The organism is Spirillospora sp. NPDC048911 (assembly GCF_043198015.1).
In the GTDB taxonomy this organism is placed as follows: Bacteria; Actinomycetota; Actinomycetes; order Streptosporangiales; family Streptosporangiaceae; genus Spirillospora.
Genome location: NZ_JBICUD010000002.1, coordinates 1,049,025 through 1,069,717 on the forward strand (window position 1 = coordinate 1,049,025; position 20,693 = coordinate 1,069,717).

The window sequence follows — 20,693 nt, forward strand, 5'->3', positions numbered from 1 at the left end:
CCGTCCCCCGTCGGATCGGCGGTCCGGGCCAGGGGAGATCATACGAAGGACGAGGGGCCGCCCGGCTGCGAACCACGCGTCGCTGCCAGATCGTCATCTTCCGGCCACGTCCGCGTCGGTCAGCGGTCCCGGAGGCCGCTGAACCGCCGCCCGCAGGAGGCCTTGAGGAGCGTGACGCGGGCGCGGTCCGCGGGCCCCACCGAGATTGGCATCGACAGCGGCTTGAGCCCGGTGAGCGCGCCGGTGCCGGTGCGCAGGCCGGTCAGCGTCCCGCCGGGACGGAGGCCGGTCAGGAGGTGCGGGCCGATGAGCCCGCCGGGACGGAGGGCCGCCAGGACCTGGGGGCCGACGGCCGTCACCAGGACGGGGGCGACCGCGGCGAGTCCGATCAGGGCCCCGATGCCGGCGGCGCGGCCGAGCGTCCTCCGCTCGGAAGTTCGTCCGGGTCGGGGCTCGAAACGGGGCGAGATGCTCATGAGATGACGATCTCGCGCCGGGCGTCCGCCGCCATGAGTACAGGTACTCAATCGTCCCTGAGAACTTTGTGAGGTGGGCTCCCCGCCGCCGCGCCGTCGGCGGGTAGCCCACCCCACGTCTAGGGGTGGGGGTCGTGCCCTTCGTCCCGGAGACCAGTTCCACGCGACGCCCCTGTCGAGGTGGGGTCGTTCTCCGTGCGTGCCGGCCCGGCGCCCTCAATAAGGGGGAGAACCTGGAGGTAGGTGCGCCGTGCCGGCCTGCCGGTCCCGTGGGACCGCGGATGCGTGGACGGGAGTGCCGGGCACGACCCCGGCATGCGGCCGCGACTCCCCGGGGGAGGGTGGGCCGCCCCAGCTCGTCCGTTCCTCATCGGGGGCACCTCCTCCGTCCTGTCGTCGACCGGATGACACTCCCGAAGTTATGCCGCCAAAAGCCCCATGTCTCCACCATTAGGACGCACTTAAGGCAGGTCTGAGATGCCGCTAAGTATGACAACTCAATAGAAACGTGAGTAACAGGACGCTTCCGCGTTGCCAGGAAACGCTGTAATGATCGTGCTGATCGTCGAGCCCGGGAGATCTCGATGCGTGCACGTGGATTGGTCGTATTGGCGGGGGCTGTAGTCCTTGTCCTCACCGCCGGAGTCGTGGCGGCGCTCGGGTTTCCGCGCGGAAACGAGCCGACCCCGGAGAAGGTCGCGGCGGACTACCTCACCGCGTGGGGCGACGGCTCGTTCCCGCGGATGGAGAAGCTGATCGCGGACGCTCCGGCGAACTTCGCCGATCAGCACCGGTCGCTGTCCCGCGGGCTGGGGGTGACGTCGATCGACCTGCGGCCCGGACGCCTCGTCCGGACCGGGCCGGACCAGGCGCACCTGGACTTCACGGTGAGCCGGGAGCTGTCCGGACACGGGACCTGGTCGTTCCGCTCGGTGCTGCGGCTGGGCAAGGTCGACGGCCGGTGGCGGGTGAAGTGGTCGCCCGCCACGCTCTACCCGGGGCTCAAGGGCGTGGGTTCCTGGCGGCTGCGCCAGATCGAGGTGCCGCCGCTCACCCTGACCGATCGCGACGGCAAGGCGCTGCCCGAGGGCGGTTCGCTGGAGCCGTACGTCAGTGAGCTCGCCGAACGGCTCGACCTCAGCGACGACGAGACGGACGGCGCGTCGCCCTGGGTCATCGAGTTGCAGGACGGCGGGGGGCCCGTGCAGCGGGTCAAGCTGTTCGGCGGCCCGAAGGGCAAGAAGATCCGGACCACCGTGGACCGGCGGGTGCAGGAGGCCGCCGAGAAGGCCGTCCAGGACGCGGGCGAGGCCGCGATCGTGGCCCTGCGGCCCTCCACGGGGGAGATCCTCGCCGTCGCCGACGGGTTGGGCGGGCGCAACGCGTTCCTCGGCCTCTACCCGCCCGGCTCCACCTTCAAGGTGGTCACCGCGGCGGCCCTGCTGGACGACGGCATGAGCGCGGACGCCGGCGCCGACTGCCCCGCCACAGTGGTGACGGCGCAGCGCACGATCCGCAACCACGACGGGACATCGGTGGGCCGGGCCTCGCTGCGCGACGCGTTCGCCCAGTCATGCAACACCACGTTCGCGAGCCTGGCGGTCGAACGGCTGAAGGCGGACAAGCTGGCGGCCGGCGCGCGGACGTTCGGCTTCGGCGAGCCCGTCACGCCAGGCGTGCCCGCGTCCCGGGGAAGTTTCCCCAAGCCCGGCGGCGGTGCCGAACTGGCCGAGGCCGCCATCGGGCAGGGGCGGGTCGAGGCGAGCCCGCTGATGATGGCGATGGTCGCCGGAGCGGTCGCGGACGGGACGTGGCGTTCACCCCGGATGGTGGCGACCCGGCTCATCCGCAAGACCGGCGACCCGGTCCGCCCCTCGCACGACGTGCCGGACGCGACCGCGCTCCGCGCCATGATGCGCGCGGTCGTGACCGGGGGCACCGCCGCGGGTGCCGGCCTTCCGCCCGGTACGGGAGGCAAGACCGGCACCGCCGAGGTCGGGACCGGCGAGCCGTCCCATGCCTGGTTCATCGGTTTCCGCGGCGACCTGGCCTTCGCGGCGTTCGTGCAGGGCGGCGGCTCCGGCCCCAAGGTCGCCGTCCCGCTAGCCGCCGCCTTCCTCCGCCAAACCGACTGACCGCCGGACCCGGCACGACCATCAGATGCGGACCGAGCCACCCAGGCCGAGACCGCCAGGGCCAGTGGCCGCATCGTCAGGTCCGCCGGACAAGACCTTCAAGGGCACGGCCCGCGACCGTCAGGCCCGCCGGTCGGGACGTCAAGCGCGGCGGGCCGCGATCGTTAGGCGCGGTGGTCGGGGGCTTAGGAGCGGCGGGCTGCGAGGGTCAGGGCGGCGCCTACGGTCAGCATGCCGGTCAGGGCGAATGCGAGCGGGGCGATGCCGTGGTCGGCGAGGAGGCCGGCTACCTGCGGGCCGAGACTCGCCCCGGCGAACAGCAGCGCGGTGAAGAGCGAGATCGCCGGGCCGCGTGCTGTCCCCGCCCGGGAGCCGATCGTGTCGACGAGGCTGGGCGCGGCGACCGCGATGCCGGCCGTGACCAGCATGAGCAGCAGCGCGAGCCCCACGGTCGAGGGGGTCAGCAGGCCGATCAGGGCGGTGCCGGCGGCGGCCATCGCCAGGGCGACGGCGGCGCGGCGCGGTCCCGGGATCCGTGCCAGCTGCGGCGTGAGGAACGGGATCGCGAGGATCACGGGCAGTGCGCTCGCCCGCAGCCCCAGCAGCCCGCTGATGCCGGTGAGCTGGAGCCCGGTGTAGATCGCGACGAACGCGGTGAGGACGGTGGGCACCGCCGCGTACAGCAGGCGCAGGCCGGGTGAGCGCAGCAGCGACGGCATGATCCGGTACGCGTCGAGCGGCGAGGCGTCCGAGACGGGCCCGTCGGGCAGCATCGCCCAGCGCAGCGCGGCGGCCGCGACGGTGAAGGCGGCCGCGCCGGCCACGAAGAACAGCCGCCAGCCGAACCCGGCGAGCCACTGGGCGGCGAGCTGGCCGACGACCGCGGCGGCGAGGAAGCCGGTGGTCATCATGGTCACCGTGACGAGCCGGCGCCGGGGTTCGATGCGTTCGCCGACGTAGGCCATCGCGACCGGCGGGAAGGCGCCCATGGTCATGCCCTGCACGATCCGGAGCGCGACCGCCGCGCCCAGGCCGGGCGCGGTGGCGACCAGGAGCGTGGTGACGGCGGTGGCCGCGACGCCGGTGACGATCACCCGGCGGCGGCCGTAGCGGTCCGACAGCGGGCCGAAGAGCAGGAACCCGGCCGCGTAGCCGAACCCGTAGACGGTCATCAGCCAGGTCACCGCGGTGGGGGTGGTCTGCCAGTCGGCGGCGATCGCGTTCACCAGCGGGATCAGCCCGTAGAGCTGGCCGGTGGCCAGCATCGCGGTGATCGAGAACACCACGAGCGTGCGGGCGAACGGCGCGTACCGGGGGGCGGCGGCCGGGACGGCGGGCCCGGTGGCAGGGTGCGTGGCGGTGGTCATGGAGCGACCGTAGCCAACCAACTGGTTGGATGTCAACCAACTAGTTGGTCGCAGGTCGGCTATGCTGGGGCCATGCCGAAGAAGGACAGCCTGACGACCAAGGACGCCCTGCTCGCCGCGGCCCGCGAGGAGTTCGCCGAGCACGGCGTGGCGGGCGCGCGCGTCGACCGCATCGCGCAGCGGGCCGGCGTCAACAAGGAGCGCATCTACGGCTACTTCGGCAACAAGGACAAGCTCTTCGACGCGGTGATCCAGGTCGCCCTGGACGAGTTCGCGGCGATCACCCCGCAGCCCGGCGAGGACCCCGTCGAGTACGTCGGGCACCTCTTCGACTACTACCAGGAGCACCCCGACCTGCTGCGGCTCCTCACCTGGGAGGGCCTGCACGTCAGGCCGGGCGCCCTGCCCGAGCAGGAGTGGCGCGTCGAACGCTGCCGCAAGGCGGTCGCCTCGCTCGCCGCGCGCATGGACCGCGAGCCCTCACCCGAGGTCGGCCGCACCCTGCTGACGCTGAAGGGCATGGCCATGATGCCGATGGTGATGCCCCAGCTCGCCGAGATCCTCGTCGGTGGCAGGATGGACGATCCCGAATCAATCGCGGCGATGCGTGAACATGTCATGGCTTTCGCACGTACCGCACTTCGGGACACCGATGGGAACGACGTGAACCCATCACGGTGACCTGCCCTCTGATGAGGGAGACGGCCCCCGAAAGGGGACTCGCGGCGGCTTTTTTGCCGCCATCTCTCATCAAAGTGGTCTCTGGGGCGTATGCTCCTGAGGCGTCGGGGCGGGTGACCGCCCACGGGCGCCACTGGAGCAGAGCGGGCTCCACGCGGTAGCGTCCACGACGTCTCAGGAAGCAGGCACGCCCGGGTTTGAGCGGACCCGGAGCGAGCCGGACGGAACCAATGCCGTCGTTCACCGTGACTCCGTCTCCTCCACAGGAGAGGGCATGGTGCGACGCGATAACTGGGATCGCCCCCTGCCATGGGAGCGACCCGAACTTGAGTTGCAGACGCGGCAGCGGACGCCTCGGGACCAGCGGTCCCGTCGGCGTAAGCAGGAGCGGCAACCGCAGCTTGAGCGGCAGCAACAGCCGCCTGCTTCGGCGCGCCCCGAGGGCGTGACCGGCCGGTCATCCTCGGCCGGGCGTCAGGCGACCCCGCCTCCTTCCACCCCCGCCCCGTCCGCGAACCCGGCGATGGCCGCCGCGGGCGAGCAGGTGATGTCGCCGACCTGGCGCCGGGCGATGCCCGAGATGGACCGGCAGTCGGCGCCGCAGCCCGGCCGGCGGGCGGCCTCCCGCTCCCGCCGCCGCGGCACCCCCGAGCGCGGCCGCCGGTCGGCTTCCGAGTCCGCTCCGTCCAAGCCCGAGCAGCGAAGCATGCCCGAGCCCGGACGCCAGGCGGCGTCCGCGCAACGGCGGGTGCCTGAGCGTGGAATGGCGCCCGCGCCCACTCGCCCGGTCGAGCAGCGGAGAGTGCCTGAACCTGGACGCCAAGCGGCACCGGGCCAGGAGCGGGTGCCCGAGCGCGGAATGCCGTCAATGCCCACGCCCCAAGCCGAGCAGCGAAGCATGCCCGAGCCTGGCCGCCCGACAGCGCCCGGTCGGCAGCGAGTGCCCGAACGCGGCATGCCTCCTGCGCCCGCCCGCCCCGCAGCGCAGCGGCGGATGCCTGAGCCTGGTCGCGTGGCGGCGCCCGGTCGGCAGCGAGTGCCCGAACGCGGCATGCCTCCTGCGCCTGCCCAACCCGCCGCACAGCGGCGGGTGCCTGAACCCGGACGGCAGGCTGCACCTGGCCAGCGGCGGGTGCCTGCGCGTGGGATGCCGTCAGTGCCTGCGTCCCAAGCCGAGCAGCGGACGATGCCTGCGCCGGGACGCCAGGCGGCGCCTGGCCAGCAGCGGGTGCCTGAGCGCGGAATGCCGCCCGCGGCTGCCCGCCCGGCGGCGCAGCGACGTGTGCCTGAGCGTGGGATGCCGTCGGCGCCCGTACCTGAGGCTGGGCGTGCTGCGGCAGCTCAGCCTGAGGGTTGGGGAGCGCCCGCGCCCGCTCGGCCTGCCATGCCCGAGTCTGCGCGTGCCACCACACCTCAGCATGAGGGCTTGCCCGTGGTCAGACCTGAGCAGCCGCGGATGCCCGCCGCCGCGCCTGAGTCCGCCCGGCCTGCCGCGTTCCGGTCCGATGCTCCGGCGACCAAGGAGTGGCTGGCATCTGGGCCTGGAGCCCGGACGGTGCCCGAGCCCACGCGGGGGAGGGTCGCCGAGCGTGGGCGGCCGCCGCTGCCCGGCACCGTACGGCCTGCCGAGGCCGAGCGCCCGGCGGCGCCTCCCGAGCGGCCCTCGGAGTCGGCGCGGCGCGTGGCGGCCGAGGCCGGGCGGGCCACCCCGTCCGAGGCCGAACGCTGGAAGGCGCTCGAGTCGGCGGGGTGGGGCGAGTCCGAGCCCAAGCGGCGACCGGCCGCCAAGCGGCGGGCGGGCGCGCCGCCCGAGCGCGGGCGGCGGCCCGAGCGGGAGCCGGTGGGACGGCCCCGGCGCCCGGGACCGGCACGCCGGTCGTTCGGGACGGAGCGGATGAACGCGGGGGCCATCGTCTTCTCGATCATCACCGGTCTCGCGCTGCTGGCGATCGTCGAGCGGAGCGTGATCGAGGGCGGGCCGATCGGGGACTCCGGCCCGGCCGGTGCCGAACGGCCGCTCAGCAAGCCCAACGCCAAGGCCGCGCTCCCGGACCGGAGCCCGCAGAAGCAGGCACCGTCCCGGCAGGGCGGCGGCGGCACCACCGGTGGCGGCGCCGCCGCGGTGCCCGACCTCCAGGTGCTGACGTCGCAGATCCGCGAGCTCACGGTGGCCCAGCGCGGCGCGGCGGCGCGGCAGGAGTACGGGGTGCCCGCCGACAAGCCGCCGCTGGTCGTGGTCAGCCGGGTCAGCCGCGACCGGACCTGGGCGTTCGGCACGACGGCGCTGCCCGTGCCCGCCGGCCGCTCGTCGATGCCGCATGTCGCGCTGTTCGCGGCGCGCTGGACGGCGGGCAGGTGGCAGCCCGCGCTGTCGGGCACCACCGCGTTCGCGGGGATCGTCGGCCGGATGCCACCCGCGATGATGTCGGTCAGCGAGGCGAGCCTGCTCAGCAAGCACAGCGCCATGACGGCAGGGCAGGGCGCCTCCGCCGCCAACGGCACCCGGGTCGGCGACGGCCTGATGCTGCCGTGGCGGGTCGGGGCGTCCTGGACGCTCGGCGCCACCGAGGGGGCCGGGGCGCGACCGCTCGCCGCGCTGGCCTTCACGGGTGGCGACGGCCAGGTGGCGGCCGCCGGCGACGGGCGGCTGTACCGGTTCTGCGCGGCGGGCAGCCGCGGCTTCGTGATGGTGATCCATCCGAGCGGCCTCGCCAGCGCCTACTACCGCATGCGCGACGTCGCGCAGCTCCGGGACGGCAGCGTGGTCAAGCAGGGCGACCCGCTCGGCCGGACCGGCGGCGACCTGCCGTGCGGCGGCGCCCCGGCTCCTCGTGCCGAGGTGCAGTTCGCCCTCCGCGGGGCGAGCGAGAACGTGCCGCTGGACGGCGCGCAACTCGGGGGCTGGATCTTCCGGGAGCGGGCCCGTCCCCTCCTCGGATTCGCCGAACGAGGTCTTCTCCAGGTGCTCCCTGGCGCGCCGCTGGCCAATCTCGGGCCGGTGCCGCCGACGGAGCCGCCGGGCCCGGCCGACCAGCCGGCGCCCGGCGCCCGGCCGAGCACTCCGCCGGCCGATGGTACGCAGAAGGGGAGTTCGAACAGTGCAGACGAAGAGCAGTGACGATCCGGCGCTGCCGAACTGGGCGCTGCGCGTCCTGGTGGTCGGGTCCATCGCGGTCCTGGTCGGCGCGGCGACCCCGGCCGGCGCGTCGGTGGCGGGCGACGTGCAGCGCTTCCTCTCGTTCTACGCGGGAGTCTTCGCCCTGCTCGCGATGACCACGTCGGTCGTCACCGGGTTGCTGGCCACCGACCGCCTGATCCTGCGCATCCAGCACCGCGTCTGGGCGCAGGGCATGCACCGCGCCGCCTCCCTGCTGGCGGTGACCTTCCTGATCGCGCACTTCATGGTGAAGGTGCTCAGCGGGCTCGCCGCGCCGTCCCAGATCGTCATCCCCACCGCCGGCCCGATCGGGGTCGGCACGGTCGCCCTCGACCTGATGATCGTGATCGTGGTGACCGGCCTCCTGCGCCGCCGCTTCGCGTTCGGCTCCAAGCCGTGGGTGTGGCGGTCGATGCACGCGGTCGCCTACGCGAGCTGGCCGCTGTCGATCTGGCACGGGCTGACCGCGGGCCGGCCGGCGGCGAACTGGGTGACGCTCAGCTACCTGATGTGCGCGGGCGCCGTGTCGCTCGGCCTGATCACGCGGATGATCGTCGGGATCCGGCCGCGGACCGTGCGGTACGTCGGCGACACCGCCGGCGCGCCCCTGGCCCAGCCCATTCGCGAGCGGGGACCCCGCCGTCAAACAGCCGCACCCGCGCCGGCACCCGCCGCGCGCGCGGCCTCGTCCGGAGAACGTGAGACCGAGGTACTTGGATGAGCTCGACCGTCACCGTCAGCAACATCGGCGGGCCCCGCCTGACCCTGGGCTTCGACCGGTTCGAACGGCTCGACCTGGATCGGCACCTCGCCGTGCACGGCAAGCTGTACGCGCCGGTGCTCGACGACCTGGTCAAGCTGGCCGAGCAGGTGGACATGCGCGGCCGCGGCGGGGCGGGCTTCCCGTTCGCGCGCAAGCTGATGGCGGTCGCCGCGCAGATCACCTCGCCGGAGGGCGCGGGCGAGCTGCTCCCGGGCGAGGCGGCGGAGCGGCGGCGGTCGCACGAGGACGCGGTCGTGGTGGTCAACGGGGCGGAGGGCGAGCCGGGCAGCTCCAAGGACAAGGTCATGCTCACCCGCGCCCCGCACCTGGTGCTGGACGGCGCGGTCATCGCCGCCACCGCCCTCGGCACGCAGCGGATCGTCGTGGCGGTCGAGGACGACGAGGCGGCCCGGTCGGTCCGCGCCGCCATCGCCGAACGCAACATGCCCGCCCGCGTCGTCAGGCTGACCGAACGGTTCATCTCGGGCGAGAGCGGCTCGGTGATCCGGGCGATCAACGGCGAGACCCCGATCCCGCCGGGCGTCAAGGTCCGCGCGTCCGAGTCCGGCGTCGACGGCTTCCCCACGCTGCTGTCGAACACCGAGACGTTCGCCCAGCTCGCGGTGCTGACCTCGCTCGGCCCCGACCTGTACGCGTCGGCCGGCACCGAGGACGAGCCCGGCACCACGCTGCTGACCATCGGCGGCACCAGGGTCGTCGAGGCGCCGTACGGCACGCCGTTGCAGGCGGTCCTCGACCACTGTGACGTCCCGCCGGGCCAGGGAGTCCTGGTCGGCGGCTACCACGGCATGTGGCTCGACCCGCGCGGCGTCTCCCTCGCGGTGTTGTCGCGCAAGGGCATGCGGGCGGTGAACGGCACGGTCGGCGCGGGCATCATCCTGCCGCTGGGCCAGGGCACCTGCCCGCTCGGAGAGGTCACCCGGATCGCCTCGTATCTCGCGGCCCAGTCCGCCGGCCAGTGCGGGCCCTGCCGCCTCGGCCTGCCGGACGTGGTGCGCACGCTGACCGCGCTGTCGGACGGGTCGGGCAGCGTCGACGACGTGCGCCGCGCGGCCGGCATCGGCCGCGGCCGCGGCGCCTGCAGCCACCCGGACGGGACGGCGAAGTTCGTGCTGTCGGCCGTCGACGCCTTCGGCCCCGACATCGAGATGCACCGGTACGGGGGCTCGTGCGGGCTCCCGGTGTTCGGCGTACTGCCGCTGCCGGTGCCGACCGGCGCCGAGGGCCGCGTCGCGATCGACTGGAGCCGGTGCGACGGGCACGGCCTCTGCGCCTATCTCGTGCCCGAGCTCATTCAGCTGGACCGGCACGGTTTCCCGGTCGTGCTCGGCTCCGACGTTCCGACCTGGATGGAACGCGACGTGCAGCGGGCGGTGGCCATGTGCCCGGCTCTCGCCCTGCGTGTCACGAGCAGTATGCCGGGGGCCTCGGCCCGCCGTTCCTGACGTCATTCGAACAGCACGAGGCGGGGCCCCTCAGCATGCGGCGGGGCCCCTTTCGGCATGCCTGAAAACGCCCTGAAAAACGTTGCGAAAAAGGCCCGAACCGCTGAACCCCCTCGCCACGGACCTGCGTACCCCATAACGACCCCTGTTCGGGTCGAAAGGTGCATTCCCGGAAAGGAGCTTGGTCGCTTTGAGGAAGTCGTACGGAATCGCGGAAATGCGCACCATGCGACGGCTGGGACGCGGTCAGTTCCTTCTGGTGGCGGCCGCGGGCGCCGCCGTGCTGGCGGCGCTCTTCGTCGTGCTCAGTCCACCCGGAGCGCCGGCGGACGGCGAGACCCGCAACGGCGTGACCGAGACCCGCTGGGGCCGGCTCTCCGAGGCGGACCGCTCCCTGCTGGCCGCCGTCCGGCGGGCCGGCCTCTGGGAGATGCCCGCCGGGCAGCAGGCCCAGCAGCGGGCCGCCAGCCAGCGGGTGAAGGAGGTGGGAGACATGATCATGGAGCAGCACATGCAGCTCGATGAGGACACTCGCGCCACCGCCGCCCGCCTCGGCGTCATCCTGCCCAGCGAGCCGAACGCCGACCAGAAGCGCTGGCTGGCCGAGATGTCGGGCAAGTTCGGCGCGGACTACGACCGGACCTTCGTGCTCAGGCTGCGCGCCGCGCACGGCAAGGTCTTCGGCGTCATCGCCAAGACGCGGGCGAGCACGGAGAACTCCGAGATCCGGGCGTTCGCCGAGCGCTGCCTCAGATTCGTCAACACCCACATGGCGCTGCTGGAGAGCACGGGTCTGGCCACCACGGACGCCCTTGCCTCCTGACGGGAATGGCAGCCAGCTTCCAAGGAGATCGAAATGATGAGAAGGAAAGGCATCGCGGTCGTCATCCCGGCGCTGCTGCTGCTCGCCTCGGCGACGGACGCGCGAGCCGGTGCGGCACCCCAGGCGCGGCTGGGCGCCGTGGTCGCGGCGGATCCGACCGACCCCCCCGATCAGGGCGGCCAGAACGGCGGCCAGAACGGCGGGAACGGCGGCCAGGCCGACCCGAACGATCCGAACAACGGCGGCCAGAACAACGGTGGCCAGGGAGGCGACGGTCAGAACGGCGACGGCCAGAACGGCCAGAACGGAGACGGGCAGAACGGCCAGAACGGCGACCAGAACAACGGTCAGAACGGTGACCAGAACGGTCAGAACGGAGACCAGAACAACGACCAGAACAACAACCAGGGCAACAACAACCAAGGAAACGACAACCAGGGCAACGACAACCAGCAGGCGGTGAAGGAAGGGCCCGTCGCGGCCGACTTCGTCCCCATCCAGCAGGCGCCGGCCAAGGCCCGTGCCCAGCAGGGGCAGAACGCCTCCCGGGGTTCGTTCACCTCGCAGTGCGGAACGAACCAGAACGAGCACCACAACCCCGACAACTTCATCGTCGCTCCCGGCGTCCAGAACGGCGCCCACCATATCCACGACTACGTCGGCAACCTGTCCACCGACGGCTTCTCGACCGACGAGAGCCTCGCCGCGGCCGGCACCACGTGCGCCCGCCAGGACAAGTCCACGTACTTCTGGCCCGTCATGCGCGTGCGCCAGCAGCAGGACGATTCCAACCAGGCCCAGCAGAGCACCGCTGACGGCAACGTCGGCCGCATCGTGGCACCCTCCAGGGCGAGCATGACCTTCCTCGGCAACGGGCAGAGCAAGGTGACGGCGATGCCGCAGTTCCTGCGGATCATCACCGGCGACGCCAAGGCGGGGACGAACGGGGTGGCCAACGCCAAGGCCTCGTGGACCTGCACCGGCTTCCAGAACCGGGCCCTCACCGACAAGTACCCGATCTGCCCGGGCAACAGCCAGGTGACCCGCGTCCTGGAGTTCCCCAGCTGCTGGGACGGGCGTAACACCGACAGCGCCAACCACCGGACGCACGTCGTCTTCCCCGACCAGCAGGGCAACTGCGCGCAGGGCACCCAGGCGATCCCGCGCCTGCAGATGACCCTCACCTACAACCTTCCCAACCAGCCCCTCGCCTTCGCCGTCGACTCGTTCCCCGAGCAGGGGCACGCACCGGTCACCGACCACGCCGACTTCGAGAACGTGATGCCGGAGAACCTGATGCAGCAGGTCGTCAACTGTGTCAACAGCGGTCGCCGCTGCTGACCCGCCCACCGCTGGACGCCCGCCCCCGCCGCCTCACCACGAGGCGGCGGGGGCGGGCGTCCGTATGATCGACGCATGAACGTTGTGATCGCGGGAGGGCACGGTCAGATCGCGTTGCGGCTGGCCCGGCTCTTGACCGCCCGGGGGGACCACGTGCTGAGCCTGATCCGGAACCCGGACCACGCCGGCGACGTACGCGAGACGGGTGCGGGGCCGGTCGAGTGCGACCTGGAGAGGGCGACCGTGGACGAGGTCGCCGACCAGCTGACCGGCGCGGACGCCGTCGTCTTCGCGGCGGGGGCCGGGCCGGGGAGCGGCGCCGCGCGCAAGGACACCGTCGACAGGGCGGCCTCGGTGCTGCTGGCCGACGCGGCGGAGCGGGCGGGGGTCCGCACGTTCGTCCAGGTCTCGTCGATGGGGGCCGGGCAGCCGCCGCGCGCCGGGACCGACGACGTCTGGGCCGCCTACGTCAAGGCCAAGGGGGAGGCCGAGGACGACCTGCGGGCGCGCGACCTCGACTGGATCGTGCTGCGCCCCGGTGCCCTCACCAACGATGAGGGCACCGGCAAGGTGACGCTCGCCGAGCCGGAAGTGGGCCGCGGCGCCGTGACCCGCGACGACGTGGCCGCGGTCATCGTGGCGCTGCTGCGGGCGTCCGGGGTCGAGCGCCGCACCCTGGAGCTCGTGAACGGCGACACCCCGATCGAGGCCGCCGTCGCGGCCCTGTGAGCCCGCTCGTCCGGCCTGTCGCGGCGCTGGCGTCTCGCGGCTCCGATGTCTCGTGGTCCGGCGGCCGGCCCGTCAGGCGGAGTACATCTCGTCGATCTCGGCGGCGAAGTCGCGCATGACGACGTTGCGCTTCACCTTGAGGCTGGGCGTCATGTGACCGGCCTCCTCGGTGAAGTCGACGCCGAGGATCTCGTACTTCTTGATCGCCTCGGCGTGCGAGACCGACTTGTTGGCGCCGGCGACGGCGGCCTCGATGGCGGCGATGACGTCGGCGTCGCGGCGCAGGTCCTCCACCGTCATGGCGGCGGGCTTGCCGTGCTGGGCCTTCCAGGGCGTGAGCGCCTCCTCGTCCAGCGTGATCAGGGCGCCGATGAACTTGCGGCCGTCGCCGACGACCAGGCACTGGCTGATCAGCGGGTGGGCGCGCAGCCGGTCCTCCAGCGGCGCGGGCGCCACGTTCTTGCCCGCCGCGGTGACGAGGATCTCCTTCTTGCGGCCGGTGATCTTGAGGTAGCCCTCGTCGTCCAGGGAGCCCAGGTCGCCGGTGTGGAACCAGCCGTCCTCCAGGGCCTCCTTGGACGCGGTCTCGTTGTTCCAGTAGCCGGTCAGGATGTTGATGCCCTGGACCAGCACCTCGCCGTCGTCGGCGATGCGGATCGTCACGCCGGGGATCGGCTTCCCGACGGTGCCGATCTTGATGGCGGTGGGCCGGTTGACGGTCGCGGGGGCGGTGGTCTCGGTCAGGCCGTAGCCCTCCAGGATCGTGATGCCCACGCCGCGGAAGAAGTGGCCGAGCCGCTCGCCGAGCGCCGCGCCGCCGGACACCGCGTACTGCACCCGGCCGCCGACCGCGGCGCGCAGCTTGCCGTACACCAGCACGTCGAAGACCTTGTGCTTGAGCTTGAGGCCGAGGCCCGGCCCGCCGTCCTGGAGGGCCTTGCTGTAGGCGATCGCGGTGTCCGCGGCGGCCGCGAAGATCTTGCCCTTGCCGTCGGCCGCCGCCTTCTGCTCGGCGCCGTTGTAGACCTTCTCGAAGACGCGCGGAACCGCGAGCAGGAACGTCGGCTGGAACGAGGCAAGGTCTGGCAGCAGGCTGCCGATGTCGCTGTGCCCGAGGACGATTCCGCCCTCGATGCAGGCCACCTGGATGAGCCGGGCGAACACGTGCGCCAGCGGCAGGAACAGCAGGGTCGAGCTGCCGTCGACCGCGACCTCGGCGATCGCGCCCTGGATGGCGTTGCGCGAGGTCAGGACGAAGTTGGCGTGCGTGAGCTCACAGCCCTTGGGGCGGCCCGTGGTGCCGGAGGTGTAGACGAGCGTGGCCAGATCCTGGCCGGTGCGGCTGCGGCGCCGTTCCTCGATCACCTCGTCGGCGACGTCCTTGCCCTGCGCCACCACGGCGTCGAGATCGCCCACGTCGATGCCCCAGACATGCGAGAGGCCCGGGAGTTCCTCCCGGACCCCGGCGATCGCGGCCACGTGCTGGTCGGTCTCGGCGAACACGGCCTTGGCGGCGGAGTCGCCGATGATCCACTGGACCTGCTCGGGGGACGAGGTCTCGTAGATCGGCACCGCCACGGCGCCGGCGGTCCACACGGCGTAGTCGAGAACGGTCCATTCGTACCGCGTCTTGGACATGAGGGCGACCCGGTCGCCGGGCTCGATGCCGGCGGCGACCAGGCCCTTGGCGATGGCGGTGACCTCGCCGGCGAACTCGGCCGCGGTGACGGCCCGCCAGGCACTCCCGTTCTTGCGACGGAGGACGATCCGGCCGGGCTGCTCGGCGGCCCGATCGAACGGCGCGTCGGTCAGATTGGTGGAGCCGGGCACTTCCACCATGGCGGGGACGCTGAACTCGCGCACGGCCTACTCCTTGCTTGAACACTGCAAACGGCGGGCAAGACGGTACAGGTTTCCTTAACGCAGAGGATACCCACGGGTAGGAAAGCATCCGTTCACCCAGCCGAGGGGATTGCCTCCTCGTTAACGGTGAGGCAAAGTCCGAGACCGGTCACCCGGACGTGGCCGCCCCGTCGCCTACGCTTGAGCTGGAACGACGCGGGAGTTTCACGGACGTGACTCGGGGAGGGCCATGTCGCTGCTCGAAGTGATCGCGCTCGACGCCGCCGACGCGCGGGCGGCCCAGGAGGGCGGCGCCGACCGGATCGAGGTCGTCGCCGACATGGCCGCGGACGGCCTCACCCCCGATCCGGACGTCGTGGCGAAGATGAGAGAAGTCACATCGCTGCCACTGCGGGTGATGTTGCGGGCCAATGCGGGCTTCCGCACCTCCACGCACGAGCTCGACCGGCTGCGGGTCGCCGCCGACACCCTCAAGGAGGCCGGCGCCGACGGCTTCGTGCTCGGGTTCCTCGACTCGTTCGGCCAGATCGACGCCGGCGCGACCAGCAAGCTGGCGGCCGTCGTGGCGCCGCTGCCGTGGACGTTCCACCGCGCGCTCGACCACGCTCACGACGCGGCTCCCGCCTGGGCGGCGGTCAAGGAGCTGGGCGGCACGCTCGACACCGTTCTCACCGCGGGCTCGGCGCGGGGCGTCGACGCCGGCGTGGACGTGCTGGCCCGCCGGGCCGCCGAGGGCGCCGCGTCCGCCGAGATGATCATGGCCGGGGGTGGTCTGCGCCGCAAGCACGTGGCGCTCCTGGCCGCCGCCGGCATCGCCAAGTTCCACGTCGGCACGGCGGTGCGCCCCGACGGCGCCTGGGAGGCCCCGGTCGACGCGGCCCTCGTCGGCGAGTGGCGCGCCCTGGTCTCCGCCGCGACCGGCGACTAGGCTCTATTTCAAAATCCCGGCCCACGGGGTTCGCCTGGCGGCTCGCCCCTCACCGGGATCAGGCGAGCGCGACATCGCTTCGCGATCTGCCCGGCGAAGCTCGCCTTCGGCATTGCTTCACCGGCCAGGTAGCGCGCTCGCGCGGTGGTCGAGGCCACGTCGAGACAGGCCCTAGGCGCTGACACGCGGCCAGGGTGGGGGTCATTGGTACGGGGTCCGTCCTATTAGAGTCGGTTCATGCGGATCCACGTGGTGAGCGACGTCCACGGTCGCGCCGAGGCCCTCAAGCGGGCGGGCGACGGGGCGGACGCGTTCATCTGCCTGGGCGACCTGATCCTGTTCATCGACTACTCCGACCATGGCCAGGGCATCTTCGCCGAGCTGTTCGGGCAGGAGAACGCCGACCGCTTCATCGAGCTGCGCACCCAGAAACGCTTCGACGAGGCGCGGGACTTCTCCCGGCGCATGTGGGCGTCGCTGGACGGCGACGCCTGGCCGCATATCGAACGCGCCGTGCACGGGCAGTACGAGGAGCTGTTCGAGGCGATGCCCGTCCCGGCGTACCTCACCTACGGCAATGTCGACGTCCCGCGCATGTGGCCGGAGCACCTGAAGGAGGGGCACACGGTCCTGGACGGCCAGGTCGTCGAGCTCGGCGGCCTGCGCTTCGGGTTCGTCGGCGGCGGTCTGCGCACCGAATACCGTACGCCGTACGAGCTGGACGACGACGTCTACGCCGCCAAGGTCGCCGCGGTGGGGGAGGTGGACGTGCTGTGCTGCCACATCCCGCCCGCCGTGCCCGAACTGGTGTACGACACGGTGGCGAGGCGGTTCGAACGGGGCAGCGAGGCCGTGCTGGAGGCCATCCACCGGACACAGCCGAAGTACGTGCTCTTCGGGCACGTTCACCAGCCCCTCGCCCGGCGCATGCGCATCGGACGGACCGAATGCGTGAATGTGGGGCATTTCCGGGCCAGCGGGGTGCCTTACGTGCTGTCGGTGTGAAAAATACTTTCTGGAAACGCCGGGCCCGTGCGCGGGCGCGCGCATGCCGAGCCGGAGGAAGGGAACGCAGATGGCGGACCGGACGAGTTCTTCGACCACGATCAAGGCGGGCAAGGCCGAGATCATGGCGGTGATCGCCGATCTCGAGGCCTACCCGGACTGGGCCAGCGGCATCCGCGAGTTCGCGGTCGAGGAGACCGGCGCGGACGGCCGGGCGGCGCGGGCCAGGCTGACCTTCGACGGCGGCCCGTTCAGCGACACGGTCGGCCTCTCCTACCACTGGGAGGGTGACGACTCCGTCCGCTGGGAACTGGTGGAGAAGGGGAACGTGGTGACCGGCCTGCACGGCAGCTACTCCCTGGTGGAGGGGGACGCCGAGACCGAGGTCACCTACGAGCTCGCGGTGGACGTGCGGGTCCCCATGATCGGCATGGTCAAGCGCAAGGCCGAGAAGCGCATCATCGACTCGGCGCTCAAGGGGCTGAAGCGACACGTCGAGCGCTGACCGATGTGTTCGTCACCGCGGCGGGGACGGTACGGTTTCTCGCCGACGACAGATGGAAAATGTTTCTCATGACCGAGCAGCCAGGCGATGTCCTCGATGAGGCCGTCAAGCTCTTCGACTCCCTGTGGCGCAAGATCGGCGGAGGCGGAGGCGGTGGAGACGGCGCCGGAGATCGTGGCGCCGAGGACGCGGGCGACGACGTGTGGAGCCGGGCGACGGCCGAGGATCCGCACATCGCGACCGGCGCCCCCGAGTGCCGCAACTGCCCCGTCTGCCGTGCCATCGCGCTGGCACGCGAGTCGGGGCCGGACGTCTCGGAGCATGTCCGGCAGGCCGGGCAGTCACTGATGGCGGCGGCCTTCGACGTGATGGCGGCCTTCGAACGTACGCGCGGGCCCCGGCCGGCCGGCGGATCCGGCCCGTCGCGCGGGCCCCGTCCGCCGGAGTCGTCCGGCGGATCGGCCGCGCCGGGCGGATCCCGGCGCCCGGACTCGGACCCGTGGGCCGAGGCGGCGCGCGACGAACCCATCGACATCGGGTAGTGCACGAACGGGCCCCGACCGGGGCGCGTGAAGAGGAGGAAACGTAGTGGCCCTGACCATCGGCGTGGATGTGGGGGGTACGAAGGTCGCCGCGGGGGTGGTGGACGACCGCGGCACGATCCTGGAGAAGGTACGGCGTCCCACGCCCTCCACCAACCCCAAGGAGACCGCCGAGGTCATCGCCGAGGTCGTCGACCTGCTCAAGGGCAAGTTCGAGGACGTTTCCGCGGTCGGTCTCGGCACCGCCGGGTTCGTGGACGAGACCCGTTCCACCGTCCTGTTCGCGCCCAACCTCGCCTGGCGCGAAGAACCCATCAAGCAGAAGGTCGAGGAACAGGTCGGGCTGCCGGTCGTCGTGGAGAACGACGCCAACGCCACGGCCTGGGGCGAGGCCCGGTTCGGTGCGGGGCGCGGTGAGGACTTCTTCGTCCTGATCACGCTCGGCACCGGCATCGGCTGCGGGATCATCATCAACGGCGAGCTCTACCGGGGCCGGTTCGGCATCGGGGCTGAGGCCGGGCACTTCCGGGTCGTGCCGGAGGGCCGCCGCTGCGGCTGCGGCAATCGCGGCTGCTGGGAGCAGTACGCCAGCGGCAACGCCCTCGTCCACGAGGCCCGCGAGCTGGCCCGGGTGTCCCCGGCGATGGCGGGACGGCTGCTGGAGCTCGGCGACGGCTCGCCCGAGGGCATCAACGGCCCGGAGATCACCGAGGCCGCCCGGGAGGGCGACAAGGCCGCCCTGGAGTGCTTCCGCACGGTCGCGCAATGGACCGGTCAAGGACTCGCCGACCTGGCCGCCATCCTCGACCCCGGGGCGTTCGTCCTCGGCGGCGGGTTGTCGGACGCGGGCGATCTGCTGCTCGACCCGGTGCGCGCCGCGTTCGAGGACGCGCTCACCGGCCGCGGGCACCGTCCGATGGCCGAGATCAAGATCGCCGAGCTCGGTTCGGCGGCCGGCATCGTGGGCGCCGCCGACCTCGCCCGGACCTGATCGGACCGGCGGTGACCACCGTCCGGGTCGTCAGCTACAACATCCGGTCGCTGCGCGACGACCCCGCCGCGGTGGCGCGCGTGGTGCGCGCCCTGAGGCCCGATGTGCTGTGCCTTCAGGAGGTGCCGCGCTTCTGGTTCTGGCGCTGGCAGCGACGGCGCCTGGCGCGCGCCTGCGGGCTCCGGATCGCCGCCGGACGGCGGGCGTGCGGCCTCGCCGTGTTCACCGCCCCGCGCGTCCGGCGGGTGGGCCGCAGGTTCCATCTGCTGACCCGCGTGCCCGGCATCCACCGGCGGGCGCTGGCCATCGCGGCCCTGGAGATCGACGGAACACGGCTGATCGCGGCGAGCACGCACCTGGATCTCTACGACGACCCGCGCCGGGCCCACACCGCCGAGGTGATCGCGCACCTCGACCGGGCCCGCCGCCGGTACGGGGCGCCCGTCGTGGTGACGGGCGACATCAACGAGGAGCCCGGCGGCCCCTGCTGGACGATGCTGTGCGACGGCCGCCAGGACGCCTGGGCCGTGGCGCCCGCGGGGGAGGAGCTGACCTTCTCCGCCCGCGCCCCGCGACGCCGCATCGACGGAGTCTTCGCCGACCCCGGCATCGAGGTGATCGGCTGCGGCGTCCCCGCCGACCCGTCGATCACCGCCGACTACCCCCGGGCCACCGACCACCGCCCAGTGCTGGCCGAACTCCGCCCACCCCGCCCCTAGCGCCCTCGCAGTCGCGTGGGTGGGCAGGTCAGACGACCGCGCCGTCGTCGGGGTCTCGGGGTTCGTCGCCCATGCGGAGCACCAGCGTCACGAAGCCGCCGATGAACGCGGCGACCGCCAGGAACGCGGCCCAGCCGGGCACCTCCCAGTTGAGGACCACGGTGATCAGCAGGTAGACCGGGCCGCCGATCAGGGCGATCCAGGCGCCCTTGGTGAGCGGGTCGGCGCTGGGCAGCGGCGGGGGCGGCGGCGGTACATAGTGGCCGTCGTCGTCGGCCTCGGGGAACTCCTCCTCCTCCTCCTCGTCCGCCGACTTGATCACGCGGGCGCGGGGGAGGCGGCCGGTGCGGTCGTCGCCCTCGTCCGCGGGCTCGGGCTCGTCCCGCAGGTTCTCCTGGTCGGGCCAGGGCACCCGGTCGCCCTCGGGAGTGGCGTCGAACCCGGCGACGATCTCGGCCCAGATGGCGTCCTCGTCGCGTTCGTCCGGCGCGGCGTCGGCCCGGTCGGGGTCGGCCGGGTCGCGGGTCTCGACGTCCAGGTGGTCGTCCAGCAGGTCGGCGTCGGCGCCGCGGGCGTCGCGCAGCCGGGTCAGGTGGGCGCGCAGGACGCTCTCGGCGGTCGGCTTCATGTCGACGTCGACGTACAGCCGGTCGAGCACGTCGTCGCCGGGCTCCCCGGCGGGCTCGGCCGGCCCGTCCGGCGGCGTCGCGTACGCCGCGACACCCGCCTCGCGCAACGCCGTCAGCATGGCGTCGGCCAGATGCGGTGCCAGGTCGACGAGCGGAGCGTAGGTGTCCGCTGAGAGTCCATTGCCACGGCGATTCACGGGGCCGGCTCCTTCGTCGACTCCGGCGTGACCGGCAGCACCGGCATGGCGGCCTCCGCCCCCCTATGACCTCTGTGCCCCGGGTGGCCTGCCCGCGCCGCGCGCCGACCACTCCCGGACACCCCGAAACGTGTGTCCCACGGTATTCGCTGCGCCGCCCGGGACAAGCCCTCGGACGCACCCGATTGGGTTTTCCTCCGGAGAGCCTACGTTCCCCGGGCCGTGCCGGACACCACGGGGCGAGACCGCCCGCCCTCCAGGTGTGGGCAGCATGGCGGCGAGATGGGAAGATGTGCCATCATCCCCGGTTCGTCGGAGACTTGCTGTCTGGAGTGAGGGCTCGCGCGTCGCATGCACACGCGGGCGGAGGAAGGGT

19 protein-coding genes are annotated in these 20,693 nt (G+C 72.6%); 14 read left to right on the top strand and 5 right to left on the bottom strand.

Annotation, left to right across the window (positions count from 1 at the left end):
- Window positions 1-119 precede the first annotated feature (119 nt).
- A complete protein-coding gene (locus tag ACGFNU_RS12170) occupies window positions 120-476 on the bottom strand; it encodes a hypothetical protein (protein ID WP_392592739.1) in 357 nt (118 codons plus the stop codon).
- Window positions 477-1,060: 584 nt separating this feature from the next.
- On the opposite strand from ACGFNU_RS12170, the gene ACGFNU_RS12175 reads away from it, so the two are divergent.
- Window positions 1,061-2,611, top strand: coding sequence for a penicillin-binding transpeptidase domain-containing protein (locus ACGFNU_RS12175; protein WP_392592741.1), 1,551 nt, complete (start codon window positions 1,061-1,063; stop codon window positions 2,609-2,611).
- A 185-nt stretch (window positions 2,612-2,796) separates the two neighbouring features.
- On the opposite strand, the gene ACGFNU_RS12180 is transcribed toward ACGFNU_RS12175, so the two are convergent.
- Window positions 2,797-3,978 (bottom strand): MFS transporter, encoded by a 1,182-nt coding sequence (locus ACGFNU_RS12180; protein WP_392592743.1) that lies wholly within the window; start codon window positions 3,976-3,978, stop codon window positions 2,797-2,799.
- A 72-nt stretch (window positions 3,979-4,050) separates the two neighbouring features.
- Here ACGFNU_RS12180 and ACGFNU_RS12185 point away from each other — a divergent pair, with 72 nt between their 5' ends.
- The gene (locus tag ACGFNU_RS12185; protein WP_392592745.1) at window positions 4,051-4,659 is read left to right on the top strand and encodes a TetR/AcrR family transcriptional regulator; all 609 of its coding nucleotides are present in this window, start codon (window positions 4,051-4,053) and stop codon (window positions 4,657-4,659) included.
- 474 nt (window positions 4,660-5,133) lie between these two features.
- Here ACGFNU_RS12185 and ACGFNU_RS12190 read toward each other — a convergent pair whose 3' ends face one another.
- The gene (locus ACGFNU_RS12190) at window positions 5,134-5,349 is read right to left on the bottom strand and encodes a hypothetical protein (protein WP_392592747.1); all 216 of its coding nucleotides are present in this window, start codon (window positions 5,347-5,349) and stop codon (window positions 5,134-5,136) included.
- An 865-nt stretch (window positions 5,350-6,214) separates the two neighbouring features.
- Between ACGFNU_RS12190 and ACGFNU_RS12195 the strand changes: the two genes are divergently transcribed.
- The 6 genes from ACGFNU_RS12195 (at window position 6,215) to ACGFNU_RS12220 (ending at window position 12,938) form a co-directional block, all read left to right on the top strand.
- On the top strand, window positions 6,215-7,777 hold the full coding sequence (locus ACGFNU_RS12195; RefSeq protein ID WP_392592749.1) for a hypothetical protein: 1,563 nt from the start codon (window positions 6,215-6,217) through the stop codon (window positions 7,775-7,777).
- Window positions 7,758-8,537, top strand: coding sequence for a hypothetical protein (locus ACGFNU_RS12200; protein WP_392592751.1), 780 nt, complete (start codon window positions 7,758-7,760; stop codon window positions 8,535-8,537). Before ACGFNU_RS12195 ends, ACGFNU_RS12200 begins: the two co-directional genes overlap by 20 nt.
- Window positions 8,534-10,045: a ferredoxin gene (locus ACGFNU_RS12205; protein ID WP_392592752.1), complete on the top strand. Its 1,512-nt coding sequence runs from the start codon at window positions 8,534-8,536 to the stop codon at window positions 10,043-10,045. Before ACGFNU_RS12200 ends, ACGFNU_RS12205 begins: the two co-directional genes overlap by 4 nt.
- 217 nt (window positions 10,046-10,262) lie before the next feature.
- The gene (locus tag ACGFNU_RS12210) at window positions 10,263-10,868 is read left to right on the top strand and encodes a DUF4142 domain-containing protein (RefSeq protein WP_392592754.1); all 606 of its coding nucleotides are present in this window, start codon (window positions 10,263-10,265) and stop codon (window positions 10,866-10,868) included.
- Between the two features lie 33 nt (window positions 10,869-10,901).
- On the top strand, window positions 10,902-12,209 hold the full coding sequence (locus ACGFNU_RS12215; RefSeq protein ID WP_392592756.1) for a DUF1996 domain-containing protein: 1,308 nt from the start codon (window positions 10,902-10,904) through the stop codon (window positions 12,207-12,209).
- Between the two features lie 75 nt (window positions 12,210-12,284).
- Window positions 12,285-12,938, top strand: a complete 654-nt coding sequence (locus ACGFNU_RS12220) for an SDR family oxidoreductase (protein WP_392592758.1) — start codon at window positions 12,285-12,287, stop codon at window positions 12,936-12,938.
- Window positions 12,939-13,010: 72 nt separating this feature from the next.
- Here ACGFNU_RS12220 and ACGFNU_RS12225 read toward each other — a convergent pair whose 3' ends face one another.
- Window positions 13,011-14,801, bottom strand: coding sequence for an AMP-dependent synthetase/ligase (locus tag ACGFNU_RS12225; RefSeq protein WP_392592760.1), 1,791 nt, complete (start codon window positions 14,799-14,801; stop codon window positions 13,011-13,013).
- Between the two features lie 229 nt (window positions 14,802-15,030).
- On the opposite strand from ACGFNU_RS12225, the gene ACGFNU_RS12230 reads away from it, so the two are divergent.
- The 6 genes from ACGFNU_RS12230 to ACGFNU_RS12255 all read left to right on the top strand — a co-directional run bounded on the left by ACGFNU_RS12230 (window position 15,031) and on the right by ACGFNU_RS12255 (window position 19,491).
- Complete coding sequence (locus ACGFNU_RS12230; RefSeq protein ID WP_392592762.1) at window positions 15,031-15,729, top strand: copper homeostasis protein CutC; 699 nt, start codon at window positions 15,031-15,033, stop codon at window positions 15,727-15,729.
- A gap of 237 nt (window positions 15,730-15,966) precedes the next feature.
- Window positions 15,967-16,734, top strand: coding sequence for a metallophosphoesterase (locus ACGFNU_RS12235; RefSeq protein ID WP_392592764.1), 768 nt, complete (start codon window positions 15,967-15,969; stop codon window positions 16,732-16,734).
- A gap of 70 nt (window positions 16,735-16,804) precedes the next feature.
- The gene (locus tag ACGFNU_RS12240) at window positions 16,805-17,239 is read left to right on the top strand and encodes an SRPBCC family protein (RefSeq protein ID WP_392592765.1); all 435 of its coding nucleotides are present in this window, start codon (window positions 16,805-16,807) and stop codon (window positions 17,237-17,239) included.
- Between the two features lie 68 nt (window positions 17,240-17,307).
- The gene (locus ACGFNU_RS12245; RefSeq protein ID WP_392592767.1) at window positions 17,308-17,781 is read left to right on the top strand and encodes a hypothetical protein; all 474 of its coding nucleotides are present in this window, start codon (window positions 17,308-17,310) and stop codon (window positions 17,779-17,781) included.
- A gap of 46 nt (window positions 17,782-17,827) precedes the next feature.
- Complete coding sequence (locus ACGFNU_RS12250; protein ID WP_392592769.1) at window positions 17,828-18,772, top strand: ROK family glucokinase; 945 nt, start codon at window positions 17,828-17,830, stop codon at window positions 18,770-18,772.
- A gap of 11 nt (window positions 18,773-18,783) precedes the next feature.
- Window positions 18,784-19,491: an endonuclease/exonuclease/phosphatase family protein gene (locus tag ACGFNU_RS12255; RefSeq protein WP_392592771.1), complete on the top strand. Its 708-nt coding sequence runs from the start codon at window positions 18,784-18,786 to the stop codon at window positions 19,489-19,491.
- A 28-nt stretch (window positions 19,492-19,519) separates the two neighbouring features.
- Here the strand turns inward: ACGFNU_RS12255 and ACGFNU_RS12260 are convergent, their stop codons facing one another.
- A complete protein-coding gene (locus ACGFNU_RS12260; protein ID WP_392592773.1) occupies window positions 19,520-20,317 on the bottom strand; it encodes a hypothetical protein in 798 nt (265 codons plus the stop codon).
- Window positions 20,318-20,693 lie beyond the last annotated feature (376 nt).

What these genes read in the sequence shown, in the direction of transcription:
- ACGFNU_RS12235 (WP_392592764.1), top strand. Translation starts at nt 15,967, where the DNA reads ATGCGGATCCACGTGGTGAGCGACGTCCACGGTCGCGCCGAGGCCCTC.
- ACGFNU_RS12245 (WP_392592767.1), top strand. Translation starts at nt 17,308, where the DNA reads ATGACCGAGCAGCCAGGCGATGTCCTCGATGAGGCCGTCAAGCTCTTC.
- ACGFNU_RS12185 (WP_392592745.1), top strand. Translation starts at nt 4,051, where the DNA reads ATGCCGAAGAAGGACAGCCTGACGACCAAGGACGCCCTGCTCGCCGCG.
- ACGFNU_RS12215 (WP_392592756.1), top strand. Translation starts at nt 10,902, where the DNA reads ATGATGAGAAGGAAAGGCATCGCGGTCGTCATCCCGGCGCTGCTGCTG.
- ACGFNU_RS12220 (WP_392592758.1), top strand. Translation starts at nt 12,285, where the DNA reads ATGAACGTTGTGATCGCGGGAGGGCACGGTCAGATCGCGTTGCGGCTG.
- ACGFNU_RS12240 (WP_392592765.1), top strand. Translation starts at nt 16,805, where the DNA reads ATGGCGGACCGGACGAGTTCTTCGACCACGATCAAGGCGGGCAAGGCC.
- ACGFNU_RS12205 (WP_392592752.1), top strand. Translation starts at nt 8,534, where the DNA reads ATGAGCTCGACCGTCACCGTCAGCAACATCGGCGGGCCCCGCCTGACC.
- ACGFNU_RS12210 (WP_392592754.1), top strand. Translation starts at nt 10,263, where the DNA reads ATGCGCACCATGCGACGGCTGGGACGCGGTCAGTTCCTTCTGGTGGCG.
- ACGFNU_RS12180 (WP_392592743.1), bottom strand. Translation starts at nt 3,978, where the DNA reads ATGACCACCGCCACGCACCCTGCCACCGGGCCCGCCGTCCCGGCCGCC.
- ACGFNU_RS12170 (WP_392592739.1), bottom strand. Translation starts at nt 476, where the DNA reads ATGAGCATCTCGCCCCGTTTCGAGCCCCGACCCGGACGAACTTCCGAG.
- ACGFNU_RS12230 (WP_392592762.1), top strand. Translation starts at nt 15,031, where the DNA reads ATGTCGCTGCTCGAAGTGATCGCGCTCGACGCCGCCGACGCGCGGGCG.
- ACGFNU_RS12175 (WP_392592741.1), top strand. Translation starts at nt 1,061, where the DNA reads ATGCGTGCACGTGGATTGGTCGTATTGGCGGGGGCTGTAGTCCTTGTC.